We start from the raw sequence: 23,311 nt of genomic DNA on the forward strand, positions 1-23,311 counted from the left end.
GCGTTTTTGACTGTGAGAAATAGAGAAGTAGTGTTATATTCTTTAGCATTTAGCTCACTATGGGGCTATTGGCAATTCGTCTACTATTCTCTTAATTGGTAAAAATTAAAGCATAGTAAGAGCGTCACATTGCCTCCCCCTAAATGAGTGATTTGACTAGTTTGCTTTTTTGTATCAAATAGAGACTCAGATGGACGATCAATCTTTAAAACAGGCCGCTTTAAATTACCACGAATATCCAAATCCAGGGAAAATCAGCGTCACGCCTAGTAAGCAGCTCGTCAACCAACGAGATTTAGCTCTAGCTTATTCACCAGGGGTTGCTGCTCCATGTTTAGAGATTGAACGTGATCCTTCAGCTGCTGCAAAATATACTGCACGTGGCAACTTAGTTGCTGTTGTAAGTAACGGTACTGCGGTTCTTGGTTTAGGTAATATTGGTCCATTAGCTTCTAAACCAGTAATGGAAGGTAAAGGCGTTCTTTTCAAAAAGTTCGCTGGTGTTGACGTATTTGATATTGAAATTGCTGAAAACGATCCAGATAAAATCGTTGATATTGTTGCTTCATTAGAACCAACTTTCGGCGGTATTAACCTTGAAGATATCAAAGCGCCAGAATGTTTCTATATCGAGAAGAAACTTCGTGAACGCATGAAAATTCCTGTGTTCCATGATGACCAACACGGTACAAGTATTATTGTAGGTTCAGCATTATTAAATGCTCTACAACTGGTTAACAAGAAAATTGAAGAAATCAAAATTGTTGCTTCAGGTGCAGGTGCTGCTGCCCTTTCTTGTTTAGATTTACTTTGCGCTTTGGGCGTAAATAAAGAAAATATCATTGTAGCCGACTCTCGTGGTCTTCTTACGACTTCACGTGAAGGCTTAGATGAATCTAAAAAACGTTATGTACAAGACATTAAAGCGACTCAATTACATGAAGTAATGGCTGGCGCAGATATGTTCTTGGGCCTTTCAGCTGCTGGCATTCTCACCAAAGACATGGTGAAACTAATGGCTGAAAATCCAATTATCTTTGCTTTGGCAAACCCAGATCCAGAAATTTTACCTGAACACGCGCATGAAGTACGTCCTGATGTCATTATGGCAACTGGTCGTTCGGACTACCCGAACCAAGTAAACAACGCTTTATGTTTCCCTTATATCTTCCGTGGTGCACTTGACGTAGGTGCTACAACAATTAATGAAGATATGAAAATTGCTTGTGTACATGCAATCGCACGTATGGCTCACGTAGAAGCTGATGCTGCTACTTATGGCGAAAAATCTGCTTCATTTGGTCGTGACTACTTAATTCCACGTCCACTTGATCAACGCTTAATTTTAGAAATCGCACCTGCTGTTGCTAAAGCTGCAATGGATTCAGGTGTGGCAACTCGTCCTATCGAAGACTTTGCTGCATATCGTCAAAAACTGTCTGAGTTTGTTTATAACTCTGCATTCTTGATGAAACCAATCTTCGCTCAAGCAAAAACAGATCCTAAACGTATTGCATACGCTGAAGGTGAAGATGAACGCGTATTACGTGCTGTTCAAATTGCAGTTGATGAAGATTTAGCTAAACCAATTTTAGTTGGTCGTACTGCAGTCATTGAAGCAAACATCAAAAAATTAGGTCTACGTTTACAACATGGCGTGAACATTGAGATTGTAGATCAAGAACAAAACCCGATGTACGAAGAGTTTTGGAAAGACTACTACCAAACAATGCAACGTAAAGGCATTACTGTTGAATATGCTCAACGTGAAGCTCGCCGTCGCTCAACTTTAATCGCATCGCTTCTGGTTAAATTTGGTAAAGCTGATGGTATGTTATGTGGTACTTACAGTAGCTATAACATTCACCTAGACTTCGTACGCAACGTTATTGGCCTTAAAGAAGGTATGAACAACTTCTTCACGCTCAATGCATTAATGCTTGAAGACCGTAACTTGTTTATTGCTGATACCTATGTAAACACTAACCCGACTGCTGAACAACTTGCTGAAATGACAATTTTAGCAGCTGAAGAAGTACGTCGCTTTGGTATTACACCACGTGTAGCTTTACTTTCTCACTCAAGTTTCGGTAGCGACCAGACTGATTCAAGCGCTCAAAAAATGCGTGAAGTTTATCGTATTTTATCTGAGCAAGCTCCAGAGCTTGAAGTTGAAGGTGAAATGCATGGTGATGCAGCATTAGATGAAAGCATTCGTCAATTTGCATTCCCAGGTTCACGCTTCAAAGGCTCGGCAAACTTGCTCATTATGCCGAACCTAGATGCAGCAAACATTTCATTTAACTTGCTAAAAGCAACTTCTGGTAACAACGTTACCATTGGTCCAATTTTGCTAGGTGCTGCTAAACCAGTTCATATTTTGACACCTACAGCGACGACTCGCCGCCTTATCAATATGACTGCTTTAACTGTTGCTGAAATTCAACAACAAGAAAAGTAATTTAGAAACTGCTTTTTACGAAAAGCGTTTCTAATGACTTGAGAAAACCTCTATTCTGTAGCATGATTGCTTGAAGAATAGAGGTTTTTTCATGCAAGTGTATTTAGTAGGCGGTGCTGTTCGAGATTATTTACTTGGGCATCCCTATCAAGAAAAGGACTATGTTGTGGTCGGTGCAACGCCGGAACACATGCTCGCCCAAGGTTTCCAACCTGTAGGCAAAGATTTCCCTGTGTTTCTTCATCCCCAAACCAAAGAAGAATATGCACTTGCACGAACCGAACGGAAGTCAGGTCAGGGATATCACGGATTTCAATTCTTTACTGATACCACCGTAAGCTTAGAAGATGACTTAATTCGTCGTGATTTAACCATTAATGCAATAGCCATGGATCAAGACGGCAAAATATACGATCCATATGGTGGGCAAAGCGACTTAGAGAATAAAACTCTACGTCATGTTTCAGAAGCTTTTGCTGAAGACCCTTTAAGAGTTTTACGTGTGGCTCGTTTTGCAGCACGATACTTCCCATATGGTTTTCAAATTGCTCCTGAGACTTTGCAGCTTATGCAAACTATGGCAGAGTCAGGTGAACTAGATGCATTAACACCAGAACGTGTTTGGAAGGAAACTTCTCGCGCTTTAATGGAAACTCATGCAGACATTTACTTCCAAACTCTGCGTGATTGTGGGGCGTTAAAACATCTTTTCCCTGAAATTGATGCTTTATTTGGTGTACCTCAACGTCCTGAATATCACCCAGAAGTAGATTGTGGCATTCATACTCTTATGTCATTACAACAAGCTTGTAAATCGAATTATTCACTCGATGTACGTTTTGCTGTTTTAGTGCATGATCTTGGTAAAGCATTGACCCCTGCTGATGAGCTTCCTCGCCATATCATGCATGAAGAGCGTGGTATTAAACCAGTTACTGAGTTGTGTGAACGTTTACGAGTTCCAACTCAGACCAAGCAGTTGGCATTATCAGTGTGCAAAGAACATTTAAAATGCCACCAGATTATGTCCTTAAAACCAGGCACTTTATGGCGTCTATTACAACGCCTAGATGTTTTACGTCGTCCTGAAAGAGTAGAAGCTTTTGTACAAGCGTGTGAATGTGATGCAAAAGGAAGATTAGGATTAGAAGATCGTCCTTATCCTCAAGCTCAATATATGCTTGAAGCCATGCAGATTGTTCGCTCTATTAAAGTTCAAAATTTACCTGAAAATATTAAAGGTGCTGAAATTGGTGAGATGCTCATTCAATATCGAATTGAAGCTTTAACTGAATTTAAAAATCAGCATCAAAGTGTTAGTCATTCCTAATGAGTAATCATAAAAAAAGCCTCTTTACGAGGCTTTTTTTATTTAGATTTTAACGCTTTGGAAGCGGAATATACTGAGATTGGGTATTTTGCGCTTTACGCTCCCCTACAGTCACAACAAAGTGTTGTTGTTTACCGTCTCGTTCAACCAGTACATTAATTTCGCTATTTGGTGCTTGTAAAGCCACATAGTTAATTAAGTGAGAAGCTGAAGTGATCTGTTCATTATTTACTTGAACAATCTTATCACCAACTTTAATACCAGCTGAAGCTGCTGGACCATTTTTCAATACATCAGCAACTACAACTCCGACCTGTTGTTTTGGTGCTAATACATCATCTTGCGTAGGTGGAAGTAAACTAATACCTAACCAACCACGGACTACACGACCATCTTTTAAAATAGAGTTGAGTACTTGTTGGCAAACTTTAGCAGGGATCGCAAAACCAATACCTAATGAACCACCAGATTGCGAGAAAATAGCAGTATTTACACCAATCAAGTTACCTGCGACATCAATTAACGCACCACCCGAGTTACCTGGGTTAATTGCAGCATCTGTTTGAATAAAGTCTTCGTAAGTATTGATACCTAAATCTGAGCGACCAGTTGCGGAAACAATTCCCTGAGTTACTGTTTGACCCACACCAAATGGATTACCAATTGCTAAGACAACATCACCAACTTCATTACCACTCAATTTAAATGGCAATACTGGTAACTTATCTAAATCAATTTTAATCACTGCTAAATCTGTATCAGGATCTGTCCCGACAATTGTAGCTACGGCACGACGTCCGTCATGTAAAGCAACTACAATCTGGTCGGCTTGAGCAATCACATGATTGTTCGTCAAGATATAACCATCGGCACGAACAATAACACCAGATCCTAAGCTATTTTCATTTTGCTGTTGTTGTTCAGGAACCTGATTTCCAAAAAATTCACGGAAGACAGGATCACTCAATAAAGGATGATTTTGTTTAACTTTCTGGGTCGTAAAAATATTCACAACTGCCGGCGCTGCAACTTTTACAGCAGCGCTATAGGACACCACCCCGCCCGTTCGAGAAGTATCCACCAGTGGTTCAACTTTCTCAGCAGGCATTTGCACACCATCAACTGCAACAGTTGGTTTCGGCCGATGGTATTTTTGCCATGCGATAAAACTGGCAATTACAATAATAAGTAACACCCAAGGTAACCATGTAAAGGTGCGGCGCACGTTCATATCCTCTACGAAAAGAAGTTTTTAATTAAATTAATATATTGAACAAAAAGAGTTTTCAATTACGCATTTTAAATTAAATATGTCGATATACATAAAAAAGTCAAAAAAGATTTGTCTAGCTTTAGTTACACAACAAAATATGTTTCTATAGCTTTAGCAATTATTTACTACTCAATTCAGGAAATATCATGGCGAATTTGCATGAAATTATTCAGTGGTGTGATCAAACCTTAAAAGCGGCAGAATTTAAAGATTACGCACCAAATGGCCTGCAAATTGAAGGTTCAACTGAAGTAAAGCATATCGTTTGTGCCGTTACTGCTTCCGAAGATGCTATTGATGCAGCAATTGCTCAAAATGCAGACTTACTACTCGTACACCACGGTTATTTTTGGAAAGGCGAACCGTACCCAATTACAGGAATGCGCGGTAATCGCATTAAAAAACTCATTCAAAATAATATTTCATTAGTCGCTTACCATCTGCCGTTAGATGCGCACCCAACTTTGGGCAACAATGTAGCGATTGCAGAGAAATTAAATTTACAGAATTTAGAACCTCTTGATTTAACCGAAAAACATCCGATTGGTAATATCGGTTATTTAGAACAAGCGCTTTCTGTAGAGGAATTTAAAACAAAACTACAAAATAGCTTTGATTTTAAAGTCATTCACTTACCAGCAGAAAAACAAACTATTCAAAAAATAGGCTTCTGTACAGGTGGTGCTCAAGATTATATTTCTAAAGCGGCTTTACAAAACTGTGATGCTTATATTTCTGGTGAAGTGAGTGAACGAACTTTTTACGAGGCTAAAGAATTAGGTGTTCATTATTTTGCCTGTGGTCACCATGCAACCGAACGTTATGGTGTTCAACGTTTGGCCCAAGCCATTTCAAAACAATTTGCAATTGAAGCTGAATATTTTGAATTGAATAATCCGATTTAATTAAGTTTTTTTTTCAATCTGTGTTATGCGTATTAATTAGATCTTTATTGTGTATAGTTCTTTAAAACGATGCCCTATTGTTACCAGAATCATTTACAATAGAGCCACTTAATTGTATAACCCAGCAAATGCAAGGAATAGGAACATGACAACCATTACTTTACCTGCACTTCCATATGGCTATGATGATTTAGCGCCACATATCAGTAAAGAAACTTTAGAATACCATCACGACAAACACCACAATACCTATGTTGTTAACTTAAACAACTTAATTAAAGGCACTGACCTTGAAGGTAAAACTTTAGAAGAAATCATTAAAGCAACTGCTGGTGATGCTTCGAAAGCTGGTATTTTCAACAATGCTGCTCAAGTTTGGAACCACACTTTCTACTGGAACAGCATGAAACCAAATGGTGGTGGTAAGCCTACTGGCGCAATCGCTGCTAAAATTGACGAAGCTTTCGGTAGCTACGAAAAATTTGCAGAAGAATTCGCTGCTGCTGCAACAACTCAGTTCGGTTCAGGTTGGGCTTGGTTAGTTGCTGATGAAGTAAACGGTAAACTTTCTATTACTAAAACTTCTAATGCAGACACTCCACTTGCACACGGCCAAATTGCTGTATTAACAATTGACGTATGGGAACATGCTTACTACATCGATTTCCGTAACTTACGTCCTAAATACATCTCAACTTTCTTAGAAAGCCTTGTGAACTGGGACTATGCAAATGCAAAACTTGCAGGTCAACCAGCTGGTGTAGAGAAATAATTTTATTTCTTTATAAAAAACCACCCTTTTTAGGGTGGTTTTTTTGTTTTTAGTGCAGTAAAAGCATATTAATCAAGCAAACGATTCATTTTCTTTAATATTCTTATTGACGCATTTAGATTTCATCCATAAAATGCGCATCAGATTCTCCAATAGCTCAGTCGGTAGAGCGACGGACTGTTAATCCGCAGGTCCCTGGTTCGAGCCCAGGTTGGAGAGCCATCTACTAATCTCCCATAGCTCAGTCGGTAGAGCGACGGACTGTTAATCCGCAGGTCCCTGGTTCGAGCCCAGGTGGGAGAGCCAAGATTCTAAAAGCCCACATTTATTGTGGGCTTTTTCTTTTCTAAGGATTTAATAATTTTCCATTATTTTGAATAAAATCAATGTTTCGTGTATTTTTAAACCAAACGATTAGATATTCTCTTTAATTCTCTTATTAGCCCTTGACCTAGCTCCCTTTCCTCCCTAAAATCCTTTTCCAGATTCTCCCATAGCTCAGTCGGTAGAGCGACGGACTGTTAATCCGCAGGTCCCTGGTTCGAGCCCAGGTGGGAGAGCCAAGATTCTTAAAAACCCACTCATTACGAGTGGGTTTTTATTTGTATGATGTTGTCACATGTTCGAATCGAGTCATTTATTTTTTATTATTTTAGGCTGCTTAAGCACCTGTATTTTTCTTGTCGTTTGTTTACGTCCCTATTTATTTCAAAAACAAAAATTCTTTGCCCGCCCTGTCATTACTAATTTTGAAACTCAGATGTTTATCCGTTTGAAACAGAGTTTCCCTAGTTACCATGTTTTAGCTCAAGTGGCCTTTAGCGCATTAATTACCAGTAATGATTATAAAGTTCGTAGTCAGTTCAACCGTAAAGTTACCGACTTTGTTGTGCTAAACGACAAAATGGAAGTCATCGCAATCATTGAGTTAGACGACCCTACCCATCTTGAGAAAGTAGAAGAAGACCGTATGCGTGATCAAATGCTTACAGAAGCAGGATATATCGTAAAACGTTATACAAGCATCCCTAGCGTACGCCAGCTACAAAAGGATATTCATTAACAGCACTGCTATTATTTCTTTTCAGAACTTGCAGCTTCTTTCTCAGCTATTCTTTTTTCCATTTCTAAACGTTGCTGCTCATACTGCTTTTTATTCTTAGCATCACTTTTTGCAGCAAAGAAAAGTATCCCAATAATCAAAAAAGGAATAAGCAAACCTAATCCCATTAATAACCACGGAACAGACTTTTTTTCAACAGGTTGCTGGCTCATAAGTGTTTTAAACTCGAACGGTATCAATTTTCAGAATGCGTAACAATATAACAAAAAGGGCCCACTTTTGGACCCTTTTAATTTGAATATTTTAAATACACATTTATTGTGCTAATCCTGTACATTCAACATTTTTACTAGCATCTATTACCGATGGATCAAGCACTATATTTGTTTTAGCTGGCATCTTAGATTGAACAAATTGATAAATTTCAGCATTTCTACATACAATCGCTTGAGTGTGAGCAGCCCCTAGAACAGGTACAAACGTCACATCAGTTCCCATTTTTTTAAGACCATTTTGCAAGGCATCTGTAACTGGATATGGTACAGCCATATCAGCAGTACCTTGAACGATCATGACAGGTGAATTAATTTTTTTAGTCGCAGGCTGGTTATCAGTCAAGAATTTTTTCACAGTTGGGTTTTCTTGGAAATTACCAGCTAAACCTGGATAATCTGTAACTACTTTACCAGCATTAGTCGCAAGATAATCACGGATATCAGCCGCAAATTTATTATGTAAATCGGTTAAGCACATACCATTTTCGCCTGTGGTACCCTCTGCGAACTCAGCTATACTTTGTGACCGTTGTTGGAAAATCTCACGATAATTAAATTTAGGTTCATAAGCCGTAATACCTACTGTGGTATATGCAGCATATGCAAGTAGCTCAGCATAAACTTCTACAGCCGTACCAATAGGTGCTGTACCGGCTTGCTCTTTTTTAAGAATATCTTGAATTGCTTGTGGTGCCACTACAGAAATAATATAGCCAAGACTAGAAGCTGGTGCCGTTGCAACTGCACCTTTATAGTTGGTGTCGTTATTTGCAAATTCCGCAGTACCTAGAGAAGCATGCCCACCTTGAGACTGCCCAATCGACATCCATGCACCGTTTAGCTGATTACCATAATGATCTTTTGCCGCTTTAACAGCTGCAATTGCAGATTTAGCTTCACTTCCCAAATTAAGGTATGGATGCATTCCACGCGTACCTAAACCTTCATAATCTGGGGCTATCACAACATAGCCTGCTGCCAATAATGTATCCGCTAAAATTTTGAAACGTGGATTAATTGTATTATTGCTTGGTGCGCAGCCATCTCCTACACCTACTGTTCCATGCTCCCATACCACCACCCGATAGCCATCTTTAGGTTGTGCAATTTTAGGGAACATAACAAGAGCTGTTGCTTGAGCAGTTTTGCCTTGTACATTCTCCATGTTATAAGTCATAACTTTAATAGATGCGGCACCGCTTAAACTATCTTGAGAATAAGTTTTCTCAGAAATATAGGTTTGATCAGGATTTACACCAATATAGTCATCATTATTGTCATTACACGCTGTAAGAAATAATGCTGAAACTGATAATGTTATAGCTAAAGCAATGTTTGACCGTTTCATAAAATATCCTTTTTATGTGTTATTTATTCCGCATATTTTTTATGCACAAATATTAAGACATAAAAAAAGTGCTCTGCATAGAACACTTTTCAACCTTACGGTCATTTTTACTATATGAAATTTAAAAATATTCCTAGAAAAATGATTAATCCAACCCAGCGATTGTGACGAAATGCCCAGAAACAAACCTGAGGATTGCGGTCTTTGGTTTTAATTGTTTGATATATAAAATCGAATGCCACTAAAACCAAAGCAATGGTCGCCCATGGAAATAAAATATTTTCTAAATATAATGCGCTTCCAATCAAAACAAGGCTGGTTACTTGTAAAAGTGCAATAATTTGGATGTCATAACGCCCAAAAAGAATAGCGGTAGATTTCACGCCAATTTTTAAATCATATTCACGGTCTGTAATTGCGTATTGAGTGTCATAAGCCACTGTCCAAGCCAAATTGCCAAAATAGAGCAACCAACAAGTTAAATCTAAAGGCTTACCCATTGCTGTAAAAGACATTGGAATGCCCCAAGAAAATGCCATACCTAATACGACTTGAGGTAAATGGGTATATCTTTTCATGAAAGGATATATAAATGCTAAAACCAACCCTCCTAACGCACAATAAAATGTCGCGATAGGTAAAAAGAAAAGCGTACAAGCACTTGCAAATACTAAAGCTAAAAATACATATATAGCTTCTCTTGGGCGAATTACACCAGTTGCCAAAGGACGAGTTTTTGTACGTTCTACATGACCATCCACTTTACGATCAGCAAAGTCATTAATAGCACATCCAGCAGCACGCATAAAAATTGTACCTAATACCATCGCTAAAAGAATATGTAGAGGTGGCATTCCCTCTGCTGCAACCCAAAGTGCCCACATGGTTGGCCAAAACACCAGCTCGGTTCCAATTGGCTTATCAAATCGACATAGATAATAATAAGCTTCTAAACGCTGACGCCATGTTGTACCTGTTGCAGTCGTCATAGTAATTCCTTGTCGTGCTGCTGATATAAAAAAGCTTCAAAAGCTGGTAAGAATGTTTCTTGAACAATAAATTTACACCCATGCCAAGTATAGCAACTTTGTCGCGTCCAGCCTTCTGGTAAGCGAATAACACGGCGATCACACAGTGGAGTTGTTCTTTGAAATAAAAAACGGCCTATCGGTTTAGAACCAATATGCTGAAATATACGGGCTTTTTTTTGTAAGCTTTGAATTGGAAAAATACTTTTTGCTTTAACCCACGGCTCTACTTCGCAACCATATAAATAAGTTTCCCTCACCCATGAAGTGTGGGTATGAGGCATATTCATCCATTGACTGTCTGCAAAAGTTAACCGTTGAAAATGTTCTTTGAAAGGTTTTACGCTGAACTGTCCACTGCCAAGTTCAGTCAATTGTTGTGTCAGAGAACCAGACGCATACAACCATGTTTTCAATGCAGGATTTAAAACTTGTTCCTGTTTAAGTACTGGTTGACGTTTACGCATAATCTGCTCACATGAAAACTCGCACCTAGTTTACCCCAATTTTTTGATAAAAAACGTAGAGAATTCAATCAACATTCCAAGCAATAAAAAAGCCTGCATAAGCAGGCTTTTTTATGAAATACGTATTACAAGCTGTAGTACATATCGAATTCAACTGGGTGAGTAGTCGTGTTAAGACGACGTACATCTTCAGTTTTAAGTTCGATGTATGCATCAAGCATTTCTTTAGTGAACACGCCGCCTTTTAACAAGAATTCGTGATCTGCTTGAAGTGCTTCAAGAGCCATATCTAAGCTATGAGCAACTGTTGGGATTTTTGCTTCTTCTTCTGGAGGAAGATCATACAAGTTCTTGTCAGCAGCTTCGCCCGGATGGATCTTGTTTTGGATACCGTCGATACCAGCCATTAACAATGCAGCGAAACCTAAGTACGGGTTCATCATTGGGTCTGGGAAACGAGCTTCGATACGCTTACCTTTAGGGCTTGAAACGTATGGAATACGGATAGACGCAGAACGGTTTCGTGCTGAGTAAGCAAGCATAATTGGTGCTTCGAAGTGAGGAACCAAACGCTTGTACGAGTTTGTAGATGGGTTTGTGATTGCATTCAATGCACGAGCATGCTTGATGATACCACCGATGAAGTACAACGCCATTTCTGAAAGGCCTGCATATTCATCACCAGCAAACAAGTTCTTGCCATCTTTAGAGATAGACATGTGAACATGCATACCAGAACCGTTATCACCTACCATTGGTTTAGGCATAAACGTAGCTGTTTTTGCATATTGATGTGCAACGTTCCAAACAGCATATTTAAACTGTTGAACTTCGTCAGCTTTACGAACAAGAGTATTGAAGCTCACACCAATTTCTAACTGGCAAGAAGCAACTTCGTGGTGATGTACTTCTACACGACCTGGACCCATGATGTCTTCGATTTTTGCACACATTTCTGCACGCATATCTTGTGAAGAATCAACTGGAGGAACTGGGAAGTAACCGCCTTTCACACGTGGACGGTGACCAGAGTTACCAGACTCATAGCTGTTACCAGTAGACCAAGCAGCTTCTTCAGCGATTAATGTATGACGAGCGCCAGACATATCGATGTCCCATTTCACTTCGTCAAATACAAAGAATTCTGGTTCTGGACCGAAGAATGCAGTATCACCGATACCTGTAGATTTTAAGTATTCTTCTGCACGGCGAGCAATCGAACGTGGGTCACGCTCATAACCTTGACCAGTTGAAGGTTCAATAACGTCACAAGTCACAACTACAGTTGGTTCAGCAAAGAACGGGTCGATGAAACCAGTTTCTGCATCTGGACGTAAGATCATGTCAGACGCTTCAATGCCTTTCCAACCAGCGATTGAAGAACCATCAAACATTTTACCGTCTTCAAAAGTATCTTCATCAATAGAATCAGCTGGGTAAGTTACGTGCTGTTCTTTACCCTTAGTATCAGTAAAGCGAAAATCGACCCATTTTGCGCCACTTTCTTGTATGAGTTGAAGGACCTTGTTCGCCATGCTCATTTTGCTCCAATGAAATTTTGTTGCACTTGTTGAGTGCGTGTTAGTTGCTGGTATTTATAAAGCAATTCTCATACCAACTTTATAAGACTTACCTAAAACATTGAATTACTTATATCTATTCATGATTTAGGCCCCTTGTCTTGAACCCATTATACTGTTTGAATGTGCAAATGCACCATATTCACACATTTTCAAATTATGGCATATTTAAACAGCTCATTATTGCCCTAATTTAGTGCAAAATTGTTGCACTGATATAACCCGCTGCATCAATTTCTAACAGTCATTTCTGATCATAATACTTTCTTATATATAATGTTGAGATTGTTATCAGATTACACAAAAAAATTTACGGGTCTTAAAGCCATAGATCTCACTCATTTTTACGATGCTTAAATGAGTCAAGCTAACTCATTAAGTAATCCAAATAATCTTTCTGTTGTTTACCTACAATCTTATAAATAGTTTTCATTTTTATGAATTCTTATCTTTCATTTCAGCACTATACAGTTCTTTGATTCAGCAAATGAACACTGATCATAATTAACACCTAATAACTAACTCCACTATTCATGTTCTTTTTCATTCACTTTTTTTATACAAGGTAAATTTGCTTTTATTATTAAAAATAACTAAAAAATAAAATATAAATTTTGGTTATAAATAATCAAACTAAAAGTTATGTTTATAAAAAAGCAGAAAATCATTCAAGGATTTGAATAATGAAACATGAACTTAAACAGCCAGATAAAGCATTTTTTGGTCATCCTAAACCGCTACAAGGTTTATTTTTTACAGAGCTTTGGGAAAGGTTTTCTTATTATGGTATTCAGCCTTTACTTATTCTCTACATGATTGCTATGGTCAATGAGGGTGGCCTAGCACTCGACCGACCAACGGCTGCCGCTATTGTTGGGTTATTTGCAGGTTCAATGTATTTAATGACCGTCTTTGGTGGATGGGTTGCAGATAACTGGTTAGGGCAAGCACGTGCTGTCTGGTATGGATCAATTATTATTGCCTTAGGTCATTTATCAATTGCCCTTAGCTCTCTGTTTAATCAGTCGTTCTTTTACTTAGGTTTAGTACTGATTGTTTTAGGTACCGGATTATTTAAAACCTGTATTTCGGTGATTGTAGGAACACTATATAAAACTCATGACGCAAGGCGTGATGCAGGTTTTTCTATTTTTTATATGGGAATTAACATGGGGTCTTTTATCGCCCCACTCATAACGGGACTGTTGGTACAAAATCATGGCTGGCATTTAGGCTTTGGTATTGGTGGCATCGGAATGTTAATTGCTTTATTAATTTTCCGCTTTTTTGCACTCCCGCAACTTCAAACTTTTAATGAGTTACGTCAGGAAACCAACACCTGTAATAAACCTGTTGTAGATAATAAAAATGCACCCAAAATTGTATTTAGTTTTTTATTCGTAGTTGCAATGATTATTGCGTTAACTTTGCTTGGGATTATCCACATTAACCCAGTCGTGGTAGCAACCTACTTAACCATAGGAATTGGCCTAGGAATTATTGCCTACTTTGCTTATTTATTGCTTTTCCTTAATTTAGATCAAAACGACAAATTTAAAATTATTATTTGTTTTGTGCTATTGATCACTTCCGCTCTTTTTTGGTCTGCTTTTGAACAAAAGCCAACATCTTTTAATTTATTTGCTCAGGACTATACAAACCGCAATGTTTTAGGCTTTGAAATTCCAACCGTATGGTTCCAGTCTATTAATGCCTTTTTTATCATTATTTTTGCCCCAATTGCCGCATGGCTGTGGGCCAAACTAGGCAAATCGAATAAAGACCCCAATTACATTTCAAAATTTATTATTGCGCTTTTACTTGCGGCAGGCGGATTTTTAGTAATGTCGTTTGCTAGCCGTTTTGCGATTAGTGATGGTTTGGTTTCGCCGTTTTGGATTGTAGGCAGTTTATTTTTACTTACACTAGGAGAACTCTGCCTAAGTCCAATTGGTTTATCGACCATGACCAAACTTGCACCAAATGTAATTCGTGGGCAAATTATGGGACTATGGTTTACAGGTACTGCTTTAGGTAACCTCATGGCAGGTCTAATTGGCGGACAAGTTTCAGCAGATGCGATCGAACATTTACCTAGTTTATTTATGCGCTGCGTATTGGCGTTGGTTATTGGCGCAATCGTGTTATTTTTATTAAAGAACCCCCTGAATAAATTAATGAATAAAACTAGCAACAAAGCTCAACCTAATTTGGAAACGATATGACCGACTTAACTGTTCCAGAAAAACTAGCAAAACTTCGTGAACTCATGACCACTCAACACGTTGATGCTTTGATTGTTATGAGTGCAGATCCTCATATGTCAGAGTATTTACCTGACTACTGGAAAGCAAGGCAGTGGTTAAGCGGTTTTAGTGGCTCTGTTGGCACCTTAGTTGTGACTCAAAACTTTGCGGGACTGTGGGCTGATGGTCGCTATTGGGTGCAAGCCGAACAACAACTCGCAGGAACTGGCTTTCAATTACAAAAGCTGACCAGTGATGAGTCTTCAACACATCTTGCATGGATTGAGAAAAACTTATCCGCTGGTTCGGTTATTTCAGTAAACGGTCAAACGCTTTCAATCCAGCAATTTAAGGCTTTAGAAGCTACAGCAAAACAACGCGGTTTTAAACTTGAAACACAACAAGATTTAATCGGTTCAATCTGGTTCAACCGCCCTAAACTTCCTTCAGAGCAGATTCATTTAATGTCCGAAGGCTTAAATGCACTATCTCGTAAAGAAAAAATTCAGGCGCTTCGTGAGACATTAGCTAACAAGAATATTACGGGTCATTTTATTTCATCTTTAGATGATATTGCATGGCTCCTAAATGCACGTGGGCAAGATGTAGAATATAACCCAGTATTCCTTTCGCATTTATATATCAGTGCTCAACAAGCTGTTTTATTCATTGATAGCATTAAAGTTGATTCAACCATTCAACAGGCTTTCAAAGCAGATGGCATTGAGATTCGTGACTACCAAGATACAGCTCAGTTTTTAGCGAATATTTCTGATGCTTCAGTACTTTTAGATCCAGCCAAAGTATCGGTTTTTCATGAACAAGCGATCGCAAAAGATATTCGGATTGTCTACGACATCAACCCAAGTACACTTTTTAAATCGCGTAAACATGAAAGTGAGATAGCTCATATCCGTCACGCCATGGTGAAAGATGGGGTTGCACTATGTCACTTTTTTCACTGGTTGGAAAAAGCACTTCATCATGGTGAAAGCATTTCAGAGTTGACTATTGATGAGAAAACTACAGCCTTCCGTGCTGAGCAAGAGGGTTTTATAGGCCCAAGTTTTTCAACGATTGCTGGCTTTAATGCCAATGGCGCTCTACCCCATTACCGTGCAACTGAAGAGCACTACTCGTTCATTGAAGATAATGGTCTGTTACTGATTGACTCAGGTGGACAATATGTAGATGGCACTACCGACATTACTCGTGTTGTTCCCGTCGGCACACCAACAGAGCAACAAAAACGTGACTACACCTTGGTTTTAAAATGTCACATAGCTTTGGCAAAAACGATTTATCCAGAAGGTTTAGCTGCTCCTCTACTCGATTCAATTTGTCGCAATACTTTATGGCAACATGGTTTAGATTATCGACATGGAACAGGCCACGGCGTCGGCTTTGCGCTTAATGTTCATGAAGGACCGCAAGTGCTTTCTTATTACGCGCCTATACATGCCTATAGCAAACTACGCGCGGGAATGATTATTTCTAACGAGCCAGGCTTATACCATGAGGGACAATACGGTATTCGTATTGAAAATCTGGTTGCAAACAAACTTCACTCAGGGTTTGAGAAAACTTATGGCGATTTCTTAGAGTTTGAAACGCTGACCCTTTGCCCGATTCATTTAGATTGTATTGTCGTTGACATGCTAACGAATGAAGAGAAAGACTGGTTAAATGGTTACCATCAAACTGTTCAAGAAAGACTGGCTGAACATTTATCTGGCGATGTTCTAGATTGGCTGATTTATAACACACGTAAGATTTAAATATTTAATAGCATTAAACCAAATCAAAGCCTTGAAAGAGCCAAGGCTTTGATTTAAATCCTATAAGATATGTAAAGAATCAAAAACCATACTAAATACTTATTCTAATCCGTTTATTATTTTTTATTTAGTTACAGTTTCTGTCTAATAGAATTTTAGGAACTTTTTTCTTATAGAGTTCAAATTTTTTTGTAATTTGTCTATCTTTGTTTCCAACAAATGACTTATTTGCTATTAATTCCATAGCACCTTTATTTGATTTTTTACTATCATCAGCAATAAGGTCATCTAAGTCATTATTAGCTTCTATCAAACCATTCTTATATCTATATTTTAGGTAATTTGTATTAATCAAATTATCCTTCTTAAAATTGAACTTATATTTTTCTTGTCCCGATTCTCCATAAAGACTCAATATAAGAGAACAATAATTTTTCTCTTTTTTCAATTCGATCCCGCCACCTTCAGGACTAATTCCCTGATCAGTTAAATCTAGCTCATAGATTTTCTTTGGAGACATGTTAGTTTTAGCGGATAAGTTACATCCTGTTAAGAGAAAGAAAAAACTAATAATAAGTTTTATTATCGTGCCTTGTTTATTTAACATTATATACTACCTTTAATGGATCACCGCCTGCATCTTTAGTTAGTTGTCTAAGCTGCGACATAGTTTTTCCAGTTTTTAGTTGGAAGTGAGGATTATCAACTATTGATTTCCAATCTCCACCCCACTCTAATCCAATACTTTTCCCGACAGGGGCGACTTTTCTCAGTATTTGAATATTTTTAGCATCCGACTTTGCATCCATGTGAAGTTTACCATCTTCCCATAATGGAAAAACATCAACAGCCAAAGCAAAGTTATGGTTACTTTGACCACCTCGTGCTCTTGTTACAATACTTCCAGGTGTTGTACGTCCTTTGGCGTACAAAGCATCTTGCTGTGCATAGGTACGATAATCTTGAACAATAACAAGTTGTACCTGGTGCTTTGCATACACTTCATTGATGAACTTTCTGATTAAGTCCCTTACTTGTGGATGTAATCTAGCTATAGCTCTCTCATTCTTTGCAGAAACTTTTGAAGATGCAGAGGTTGACGATGATACCTTTGCAACTGGTGTCTTTTCCTTATTTTGTGAGGCATCCTGAACAACTTTAGGTGGTGTTACAGGCCGATTCTCGTCTTTTTTCTTCTCAGTATGTGGTTTAGGCACAGTAGACTTAATTTGACGATCATAGACTTTTATCGTTTGGTTTTGTGAGATTTTACCGTCACTTAATCCATTAAGTTTCTTAATTTCGTCAATGCTATTACCAGTAAGTTTAGCAATTAAAGGCAAAGTATCGGTTCGCTGAGCTACGATAATCTTAGTTTTCTCTGCCTGATATTGCTGTGGTACAGGGGGTTTTGGCTTGTTTTCAGGCGCAGGCGAAGAAGCCTCAGTTTTATTGGTAGGTATCTTTAAGACTTGCCCAGCATGAATATCTTGGTCATTTTTTAAGTTGTTGATTCTTATTAACTCATCCGTAGTTGTATTGTTGTCTTTCGCGATTCGAGATAAATAATCTCCTTCAGCAACAATATAAGTTGATCTAACATATCCTCCCTGTGCTACTTCTTTAGTAGTTAGCTTTAAACCTTTAAGCAAGACTTTAGGGCTAGGTATAGTAAAAATAGTCTTTTCGCCAATTAGTTGTATTTTAACTTTAGAGTTGTACTCTCCAGTGGCTATACTTCTAACTCGAACATCAATAACTGTTCCAACTGGACGTTTAATCCATACTGATTCGCCATTGGCAGTAGTAACAAACTCAGAAATTAATGAGGAACCAACCCAAAGTTGATGAGCTAACCCATTTATTGGTTGGCCCAGGGCATCTAAGAATTTTATATTGGCTAGACAATCCATGATTATATCTCACCCCCATATTCATGATTTTCGTGTGAACCACATTTACATTCATAATCATGTTCATCATCTTCATTGCCAGTTTCAACTGAAACAGTCCAACCCTCATCTATACCAATCAGCATATCGTAACTTTCACTAGTAGAAGTATTTATACGTTGAGTTCGACCATGTTCATCTAGCGTTCCTGAAATATAAGTATTGTTTTTATTATTAATTAATTTGTATTTCACATTTGAGAAATTAGATTCATAAAATAAATCATAAAAATCCCATTTATTTGTATAATTATTAATCTCATTAACGACAGGTAAATTAGGAAGTTCCGCTTTAACTCGCTGTCCATCATTAAAGATATGCTGACCAGCTTTAACTTCAAATTTACCCCCTGTTATCAAACTAATACCTTTATCATTAATTACAATACGTGTACCACCAGCCATACTTTTTTTATTCTCTAATATTAGAATATAAAGTTATACTAGCATAATCTGATTAAATCTAAAAATTAAACCCAATGACCATGATTGTTTCTGCTCACTTAGGTGATGTTATTATGATTGCAGCAGATAAGAGGGCAATGAATTATAATGTTGAGACTAATGAATTAAGCGTATCACATAATAATGAAAATAAAATACAGTTATGGTGCAGAGGTGCAATTGCGGGAACAGGTGATGTTGTATTTATAAACAGAATAATGAAGCGATTCGCTGATATTTCTATTGAAGAACAAAAGATTAAACAAATAGATATAATTGCTGAGGAAATAAATAGAAGATTATATGAAGGATTACCTATAGATTTTATTAATAATAATACAATTGTATTTTCTATTTTTAATGGTGTGAATTCCTTATTATATTCAATACCGATTAGCGCATTTCTTGAAAAACAACTGTCTAATACTTACCTTAATAAAGTTGAACCAGGAACAGTTGAAGTGTGCTGTCTACATACTCCTCCAGATTTATCGTATCTAAAAAACTTTCAAAGTAATTTACGGAGTCTTAATAGTTTCGATAGCATTGTTCAATTCCTTATGTGTTATGTTGAACAACTAAAACAAATCTTTGCGATGCAAGCTTCAATTGATCCCAGTGTTACTTCTGCATTTGATTTATATTTACAGTCTTGCCAGTCAGGTCAAAGGCTTGCTTTACATATTGAAAATCCGCTTTTAATTTCATCTATTATATTTAAATGACTAAACATCTAATTTAGAAGTACTTATTTTGATATGCTTCTATGTAAAAGATAAAGTCGAAGAATATAAAAATTCTGATATAGTAGCCATCTATTGATGGTGGCTTTATTTTATACATGAGTACTTTAGCAATCTTGGGTACTAAATTGAGAATAAAAACCACATCAAAATAGAATCCCCTTATTTATTAGCGAGTTGAATCTAAAATGCTTCTAATGATCGACAATTACGACTCTTTTACCTACAACATCGTCCAGTATTTTGGCGAGTTGAATCAGGAAGTAAAAGTAGTTCGCAATGATCAAGTCACATTAAAGGATATTGAACGATGGCAACCAAAATATCTTGTGATTGGTCCTGGCCCTTGCTCTCCAAGTGAAGCAGGTATTTCAATTCCTGCAATTAATCACTTTGCCGGAAAAATTCCTTTGCTTGGCGTGTGTTTAGGGCATCAAAGTATTGGGCAAGCTTTTGGCGGAAAAATTGTAAGAGCCAAAACGGTGATGCACGGACGTTTATCTGATATGTACCACAGCAATAAAGGTATTTTCAGTAATCTTCCTAGCCCATTCTCGGCAACTCGTTATCATTCTTTGGTGATCGATCAGCAAACACTGCCTGATTGCCTTGAAGTAACTTGCTGGACCAATGAAGCAGATGGTTCAATGGAAGAAATTATGGGTGTTAAACATAAGACACTTCCTGTTGAAGGCGTGCAGTTCCATCCTGAATCAATCTTAAGTCAACATGGCCATCAAATCTTTAAAAACTTTTTAGATATCTATGCATAAGGCTGCCGTAAATAGATTATTTTAAAAGTAATGTGATAAGAACCCTGAATAAAAAAAGCCAACTACGATCAGTTGGCTTTTTTAATGCTTGAATCAATTACAACTTTAACTGCTGCACAATTGATCCATCTTGTTTTGCCACTAAAGATTCACAGAGTTGAATACGTTCTTTGGTCTGTTTCAATCCTCTTTCAACCCCGACTAATTCTTTAGTTCGTGGTGCAAAAAAGTCATTTAACTGGACTGCTTGTTGTTGGGTACATGCTGCCCCACTGAACATTGCAGGAAAACGCCCAGCTGAAGATTTCCCTAAACGATCAAATACGGCGTCATGATTTACCTTAAACCAAGACCATAAGCCACCTTGTTCATCTCCATAATTATTGATTGAGTTGACCACGGTATGAACTTCACCGACTTTAACACGCGGGTTCAAAATTAACTGACGTGCTTGTTGGCGTGTTGCTTCTTGATTTGCTGAACCTAGAGCCGTAAGAATTGCAAGACGTTGTGTTGGTTGAGTCACGCGTTGTAACTCTCCAGATAAACGATCAAAAGCAGGTTGGCCTTTTTCTTGTACACGTACAGCTAAAATGGTTGGCAATAATTCAGGGGTTACTTGCGCAAAGTTAAGCTGCTTTTGAGCAAATAGAGCATCTGACTGTTTTAACAGTTGTGTACGGACTTCGGGAACTTGAATATCTAAAGCAAGAAACTTAACTAACTCACTACGCCACAAACTGTCTTCAGCTGCTTCATCTGTTTTGCTGACATAACCCAACTGATTTAATTTAGGTAAATATAAATTAGCTAAGACTTTTCTAAAATGTTCACGTTCAGCTTCTGTTTTTAATACATGACGATGAATAGTACTTAACTGGGAAAACAAGGCTGTACTAATTTGTCGGCTATTCGAATTGGCAAATTTCTTCGCAGCATCTACGACAGCCAATAAATTAATATCACCATGGTTAAATGCAGCAGAAATTGCGTAGGCGTAGGCCAACTGTTCACTGTTAGAAAGCTTCTCTGTAGCGGCAGTCAGGCGAGTAAATTCTTTTTGAGGCAAACTAAATTGGTAGTATCCCGCCGCATTTGCATTTGGAATATACCAACTGCCAAGACTAGCACCTTTGAGTTCAATCTTAGCTTCTGCTTGGTCTACCAATTCACATTGCACTTTACTACCTGCATTTGGAACTTCATAACGTACACATAATGGTACGCCCCACAGGCTTCTGGCATCACCTTTTGAACCCACAGGTAAATAACGAGTTTGCTTCACATTTAAAAAGACTTTATTACCTTTTTGCTGTAGTGAAGTATTGAGTAAAGGTACACCCGGTTGATCAAGGAAACTTTTCATCGCTTTGGCAAAGCGCTCGCCTTGCTCAGACTGCTCAGCTAAAGCGCTAATTAAATCATTGGCTGTCGCATTACCATATTGGTGCTTATTAATATAATTGCGTACGCCTTGTTTGAATTTTTCTTCACCTAAGTAGCTTTCAAACATATTTAAAACAGCTGCACCTTTTTGATACGTGATGCCATCAAAAGCAGTTTGAATATCGGCATTGCTTAAAATAGGCTGACGAATACGACGCACACTTACCAAGCTATCACTTTTCATCGCATCTGCGGTGTCTGAAATACGCTCTAGATCAGCATTAAATTCGGGATGTAATTTTTGAGTAATTTTACTTTGCATCCATGTCGCGAAAGATTCATTGAGCCACAAATCATCCCACCACGGCATCGTAACGACATCACCAAACCATTGATGCGCCAGCTCATGTGCATTGACATTAAATGAATTCTGTACAAATGAAACTGGTGAGTCCTTATCTAGTAACATTAGATAATCTCTAAAAGTAATCAGCCCCGGGTTTTCCATTGCACCAGCGGCGAAGTCTGGTGCTGCCAGTAAATCGAGCTTGTCAAATGGATAACCAAAGGCAAAATAATCTTCTAAAGTTTTTAAAATGGCTGGCGTTTCAGATAAAGCATGCTGCATTTTTTCAGCTTTAGCATCAGGCGCAATACCACGTAACTGAATCGGCTGCTTACGCCATGAAGTTGTCCCAATATCTGGCCCTTTTTGTAATTGCCACGGTCCAACAGCCAGTGCAAGTAAATACGTTGGTAGTGGTTTAGTTTGTGCAAAACTTAGTGTTTTCCAACCCGACTTCTCTGCTTGCTCGGATGTTTGTTGGGTATTGGCAAACCCTGAATATTTGCTTGGAATCGTCAAACGAATATTAAACGGCGTTTTAAAACGTGGCTCATCAAATGACGGAAATGACTGGCGTGCACTAATTGCTTCCATTTGTGTCATAACATAAGGTTTACCCTCAAACTCGATTTTATAAATACCGTCGAGCTGCTGGTCGTACGCCGCATTAAAATCCAGAACGAGTTGATACTGGCCTGCTGGCAAGGTCTTGGCAAATTTAATTTTACTCACCCCATCAACCTCGGAGGCTTGCTCATATTTTGCCGTGGTTTTGACGCCCTCTGCCGATGTAATATTCACATCTTTCACCGTCAAAGATTTACCATGAATCCAGATGTGATCTGTGGCTTGAGCCAGCTTTAAATGAATCGTAGTTTTACCGGTATAGCCTTTTTGTGCGGGATCAATCTTAAAATCTAAATCATAAGATTCGGGTACGACCCACTCGGGTAATTTACCAATCGGGATTTGTTCACTGTTATTCGATGCAAAAATCTGTGTCGCCGATAAAGATAATAATGTTGAAAGTAGCAATCTTTTTTTAAATGAAGGCTTGACCAGCATAAGGGGTTTTATCCTCTGTAGTTTTAAATAAAAAGATGCAGCAAATGCTGTACCACTTTGCTGCATCCACACATCAT

At 38.1% G+C, this 23,311-nt stretch carries 18 protein-coding genes, 3 tRNA genes and 1 pseudogene; 12 read left to right on the forward strand and 10 right to left on the reverse strand.

The features are described from left to right. Window positions 1-190 precede the first annotated feature (190 nt). Both MSG95_RS00875 and MSG95_RS00880 read left to right on the forward strand, forming a co-directional pair. On the forward strand, window positions 191-2,461 hold the full coding sequence (locus MSG95_RS00875; protein WP_004700400.1) for an NADP-dependent malic enzyme: 2,271 nt from the start codon (window positions 191-193) through the stop codon (window positions 2,459-2,461). 91 nt (window positions 2,462-2,552) lie between these two features. Beyond that, window positions 2,553-3,791, forward strand: a complete 1,239-nt coding sequence (locus tag MSG95_RS00880) for a multifunctional CCA addition/repair protein (protein ID WP_004700397.1) — start codon at window positions 2,553-2,555, stop codon at window positions 3,789-3,791. 49 nt (window positions 3,792-3,840) lie between these two features. Here the strand turns inward: MSG95_RS00880 and MSG95_RS00885 are convergent, their stop codons facing one another. Next, window positions 3,841-5,016 carry a S1C family serine protease gene (locus tag MSG95_RS00885; protein WP_004700395.1) on the reverse strand — a complete coding sequence of 392 codons (1,176 nt, stop codon included), beginning with the start codon at window positions 5,014-5,016 and terminating at the stop codon, window positions 3,841-3,843. A 194-nt stretch (window positions 5,017-5,210) separates the two neighbouring features. On the opposite strand from MSG95_RS00885, the gene MSG95_RS00890 reads away from it, so the two are divergent. The 6 genes from MSG95_RS00890 to MSG95_RS00915 all read left to right on the forward strand — a co-directional run bounded on the left by MSG95_RS00890 (window position 5,211) and on the right by MSG95_RS00915 (window position 7,804). Continuing rightward, window positions 5,211-5,969: a Nif3-like dinuclear metal center hexameric protein gene (locus MSG95_RS00890; RefSeq protein ID WP_004700393.1), complete on the forward strand. Its 759-nt coding sequence runs from the start codon at window positions 5,211-5,213 to the stop codon at window positions 5,967-5,969. A gap of 145 nt (window positions 5,970-6,114) precedes the next feature. Beyond that, window positions 6,115-6,741, forward strand: coding sequence for a superoxide dismutase (locus MSG95_RS00895; protein WP_004700390.1), 627 nt, complete (start codon window positions 6,115-6,117; stop codon window positions 6,739-6,741). Window positions 6,742-6,887: 146 nt separating this feature from the next. Next, window positions 6,888-6,963 (forward strand) — tRNA-Asn (locus MSG95_RS00900). An 8-nt stretch (window positions 6,964-6,971) separates the two neighbouring features. Next, window positions 6,972-7,047: transfer RNA gene (locus tag MSG95_RS00905), tRNA-Asn, on the forward strand. Window positions 7,048-7,228: 181 nt separating this feature from the next. After that, a tRNA-Asn gene (locus tag MSG95_RS00910) sits at window positions 7,229-7,304 on the forward strand. 56 nt (window positions 7,305-7,360) lie between these two features. After that, entirely contained in the window at window positions 7,361-7,804 is a 444-nt protein-coding gene (locus MSG95_RS00915; RefSeq protein WP_004700388.1) for a DUF2726 domain-containing protein, read from the forward strand. 11 nt (window positions 7,805-7,815) lie between these two features. Here MSG95_RS00915 and MSG95_RS00920 read toward each other — a convergent pair whose 3' ends face one another. The 5 genes from MSG95_RS00920 to glnA form a co-directional block, all read right to left on the reverse strand. Further along, entirely contained in the window at window positions 7,816-8,016 is a 201-nt protein-coding gene (locus tag MSG95_RS00920; RefSeq protein ID WP_004700385.1) for a hypothetical protein, read from the reverse strand. A 103-nt stretch (window positions 8,017-8,119) separates the two neighbouring features. Further along, window positions 8,120-9,427, reverse strand: a complete 1,308-nt coding sequence (locus MSG95_RS00925) for an alpha/beta hydrolase family protein (RefSeq protein ID WP_324624567.1) — start codon at window positions 9,425-9,427, stop codon at window positions 8,120-8,122. Window positions 9,428-9,537: 110 nt separating this feature from the next. Then, the gene (gene ubiA / locus MSG95_RS00930) at window positions 9,538-10,416 is read right to left on the reverse strand and encodes a 4-hydroxybenzoate octaprenyltransferase (RefSeq protein WP_004700380.1); all 879 of its coding nucleotides are present in this window, start codon (window positions 10,414-10,416) and stop codon (window positions 9,538-9,540) included. Further along, complete coding sequence (locus MSG95_RS00935) at window positions 10,413-10,922, reverse strand: chorismate--pyruvate lyase family protein (RefSeq protein WP_004700378.1); 510 nt, start codon at window positions 10,920-10,922, stop codon at window positions 10,413-10,415. The genes ubiA and MSG95_RS00935 overlap by 4 nt, the downstream gene beginning before the upstream one ends. A gap of 125 nt (window positions 10,923-11,047) precedes the next feature. Further along, on the reverse strand, window positions 11,048-12,463 hold the full coding sequence (gene glnA / locus MSG95_RS00940) for a type I glutamate--ammonia ligase (protein ID WP_171057781.1): 1,416 nt from the start codon (window positions 12,461-12,463) through the stop codon (window positions 11,048-11,050). Between the two features lie 702 nt (window positions 12,464-13,165). Between glnA and MSG95_RS00945 the strand changes: the two are divergent. Both MSG95_RS00945 and MSG95_RS00950 read left to right on the forward strand, forming a co-directional pair. Then, window positions 13,166-14,727, forward strand: a pseudogene (locus MSG95_RS00945) (peptide MFS transporter). Further along, on the forward strand, window positions 14,724-16,526 hold the full coding sequence (locus MSG95_RS00950) for an aminopeptidase P family protein (protein WP_004700372.1): 1,803 nt from the start codon (window positions 14,724-14,726) through the stop codon (window positions 16,524-16,526). Before MSG95_RS00945 ends, MSG95_RS00950 begins: the two are co-directional and overlap by 4 nt. 127 nt (window positions 16,527-16,653) lie before the next feature. Here the strand turns inward: MSG95_RS00950 and MSG95_RS00955 are convergent, their stop codons facing one another. From MSG95_RS00955 to MSG95_RS00965, 3 genes are read right to left on the reverse strand one after another with little or no spacing between them, the layout of a single operon-like run. Next, window positions 16,654-17,133, reverse strand: a complete 480-nt coding sequence (locus MSG95_RS00955; protein WP_004700369.1) for a hypothetical protein — start codon at window positions 17,131-17,133, stop codon at window positions 16,654-16,656. Continuing rightward, window positions 17,123-18,439, reverse strand: a complete 1,317-nt coding sequence (locus tag MSG95_RS00960) for a LysM peptidoglycan-binding domain-containing protein (RefSeq protein WP_004700368.1) — start codon at window positions 18,437-18,439, stop codon at window positions 17,123-17,125. Before MSG95_RS00960 ends, MSG95_RS00955 begins: the two co-directional genes overlap by 11 nt. A 2-nt stretch (window positions 18,440-18,441) precedes the next feature. After that, complete coding sequence (locus MSG95_RS00965; protein ID WP_004700366.1) at window positions 18,442-18,882, reverse strand: hypothetical protein; 441 nt, start codon at window positions 18,880-18,882, stop codon at window positions 18,442-18,444. A gap of 113 nt (window positions 18,883-18,995) precedes the next feature. On the opposite strand from MSG95_RS00965, the gene MSG95_RS00970 reads away from it, so the two are divergent. Both MSG95_RS00970 and MSG95_RS00975 read left to right on the forward strand, forming a co-directional pair. Next, window positions 18,996-19,646 (forward strand): hypothetical protein, encoded by a 651-nt coding sequence (locus MSG95_RS00970; RefSeq protein WP_139344720.1) that lies wholly within the window; start codon window positions 18,996-18,998, stop codon window positions 19,644-19,646. Between the two features lie 206 nt (window positions 19,647-19,852). Continuing rightward, window positions 19,853-20,437 (forward strand): aminodeoxychorismate/anthranilate synthase component II, encoded by a 585-nt coding sequence (locus MSG95_RS00975; protein ID WP_324624568.1) that lies wholly within the window; start codon window positions 19,853-19,855, stop codon window positions 20,435-20,437. Between the two features lie 97 nt (window positions 20,438-20,534). Here MSG95_RS00975 and MSG95_RS00980 read toward each other — a convergent pair whose 3' ends face one another. Beyond that, entirely contained in the window at window positions 20,535-23,306 is a 2,772-nt protein-coding gene (locus tag MSG95_RS00980; RefSeq protein WP_077164824.1) for a M1 family metallopeptidase, read from the reverse strand. Between the last annotated feature and the right edge of the window lie 5 nt (window positions 23,307-23,311).

This window comes from Acinetobacter sp. IK23, assembly GCF_035615275.1.
Lineage (GTDB): Bacteria > Pseudomonadota > Gammaproteobacteria > Pseudomonadales > Moraxellaceae > Acinetobacter > Acinetobacter seifertii.

Excerpts from the sequence above, each read along its gene's own strand:
- MSG95_RS00880 (WP_004700397.1), top strand. The coding sequence starts at position 2,553 with ATGCAAGTGTATTTAGTAGGCGGTGCTGTTCGAGATTATTTACTTGGG.
- MSG95_RS00975 (WP_324624568.1), top strand. The coding sequence starts at position 19,853 with ATGCTTCTAATGATCGACAATTACGACTCTTTTACCTACAACATCGTC.
- MSG95_RS00950 (WP_004700372.1), top strand. The coding sequence starts at position 14,724 with ATGACCGACTTAACTGTTCCAGAAAAACTAGCAAAACTTCGTGAACTC.
- MSG95_RS00920 (WP_004700385.1), bottom strand. The coding sequence starts at position 8,016 with ATGAGCCAGCAACCTGTTGAAAAAAAGTCTGTTCCGTGGTTATTAATG.
- MSG95_RS00955 (WP_004700369.1), bottom strand. The coding sequence starts at position 17,133 with ATGTTAAATAAACAAGGCACGATAATAAAACTTATTATTAGTTTTTTC.
- glnA (WP_171057781.1), bottom strand. The coding sequence starts at position 12,463 with ATGAGCATGGCGAACAAGGTCCTTCAACTCATACAAGAAAGTGGCGCA.
- MSG95_RS00925 (WP_324624567.1), bottom strand. The coding sequence starts at position 9,427 with ATGAAACGGTCAAACATTGCTTTAGCTATAACATTATCAGTTTCAGCA.
- MSG95_RS00915 (WP_004700388.1), top strand. The coding sequence starts at position 7,361 with ATGTTCGAATCGAGTCATTTATTTTTTATTATTTTAGGCTGCTTAAGC.
- MSG95_RS00935 (WP_004700378.1), bottom strand. The coding sequence starts at position 10,922 with ATGCGTAAACGTCAACCAGTACTTAAACAGGAACAAGTTTTAAATCCT.
- MSG95_RS00890 (WP_004700393.1), top strand. The coding sequence starts at position 5,211 with ATGGCGAATTTGCATGAAATTATTCAGTGGTGTGATCAAACCTTAAAA.
- MSG95_RS00965 (WP_004700366.1), bottom strand. The coding sequence starts at position 18,882 with ATGGCTGGTGGTACACGTATTGTAATTAATGATAAAGGTATTAGTTTG.
- MSG95_RS00895 (WP_004700390.1), top strand. The coding sequence starts at position 6,115 with ATGACAACCATTACTTTACCTGCACTTCCATATGGCTATGATGATTTA.
- MSG95_RS00875 (WP_004700400.1), top strand. The coding sequence starts at position 191 with ATGGACGATCAATCTTTAAAACAGGCCGCTTTAAATTACCACGAATAT.
- ubiA (WP_004700380.1), bottom strand. The coding sequence starts at position 10,416 with ATGACGACTGCAACAGGTACAACATGGCGTCAGCGTTTAGAAGCTTAT.
- MSG95_RS00960 (WP_004700368.1), bottom strand. The coding sequence starts at position 18,439 with ATGGATTGTCTAGCCAATATAAAATTCTTAGATGCCCTGGGCCAACCA.
- MSG95_RS00970 (WP_139344720.1), top strand. The coding sequence starts at position 18,996 with ATGATTGCAGCAGATAAGAGGGCAATGAATTATAATGTTGAGACTAAT.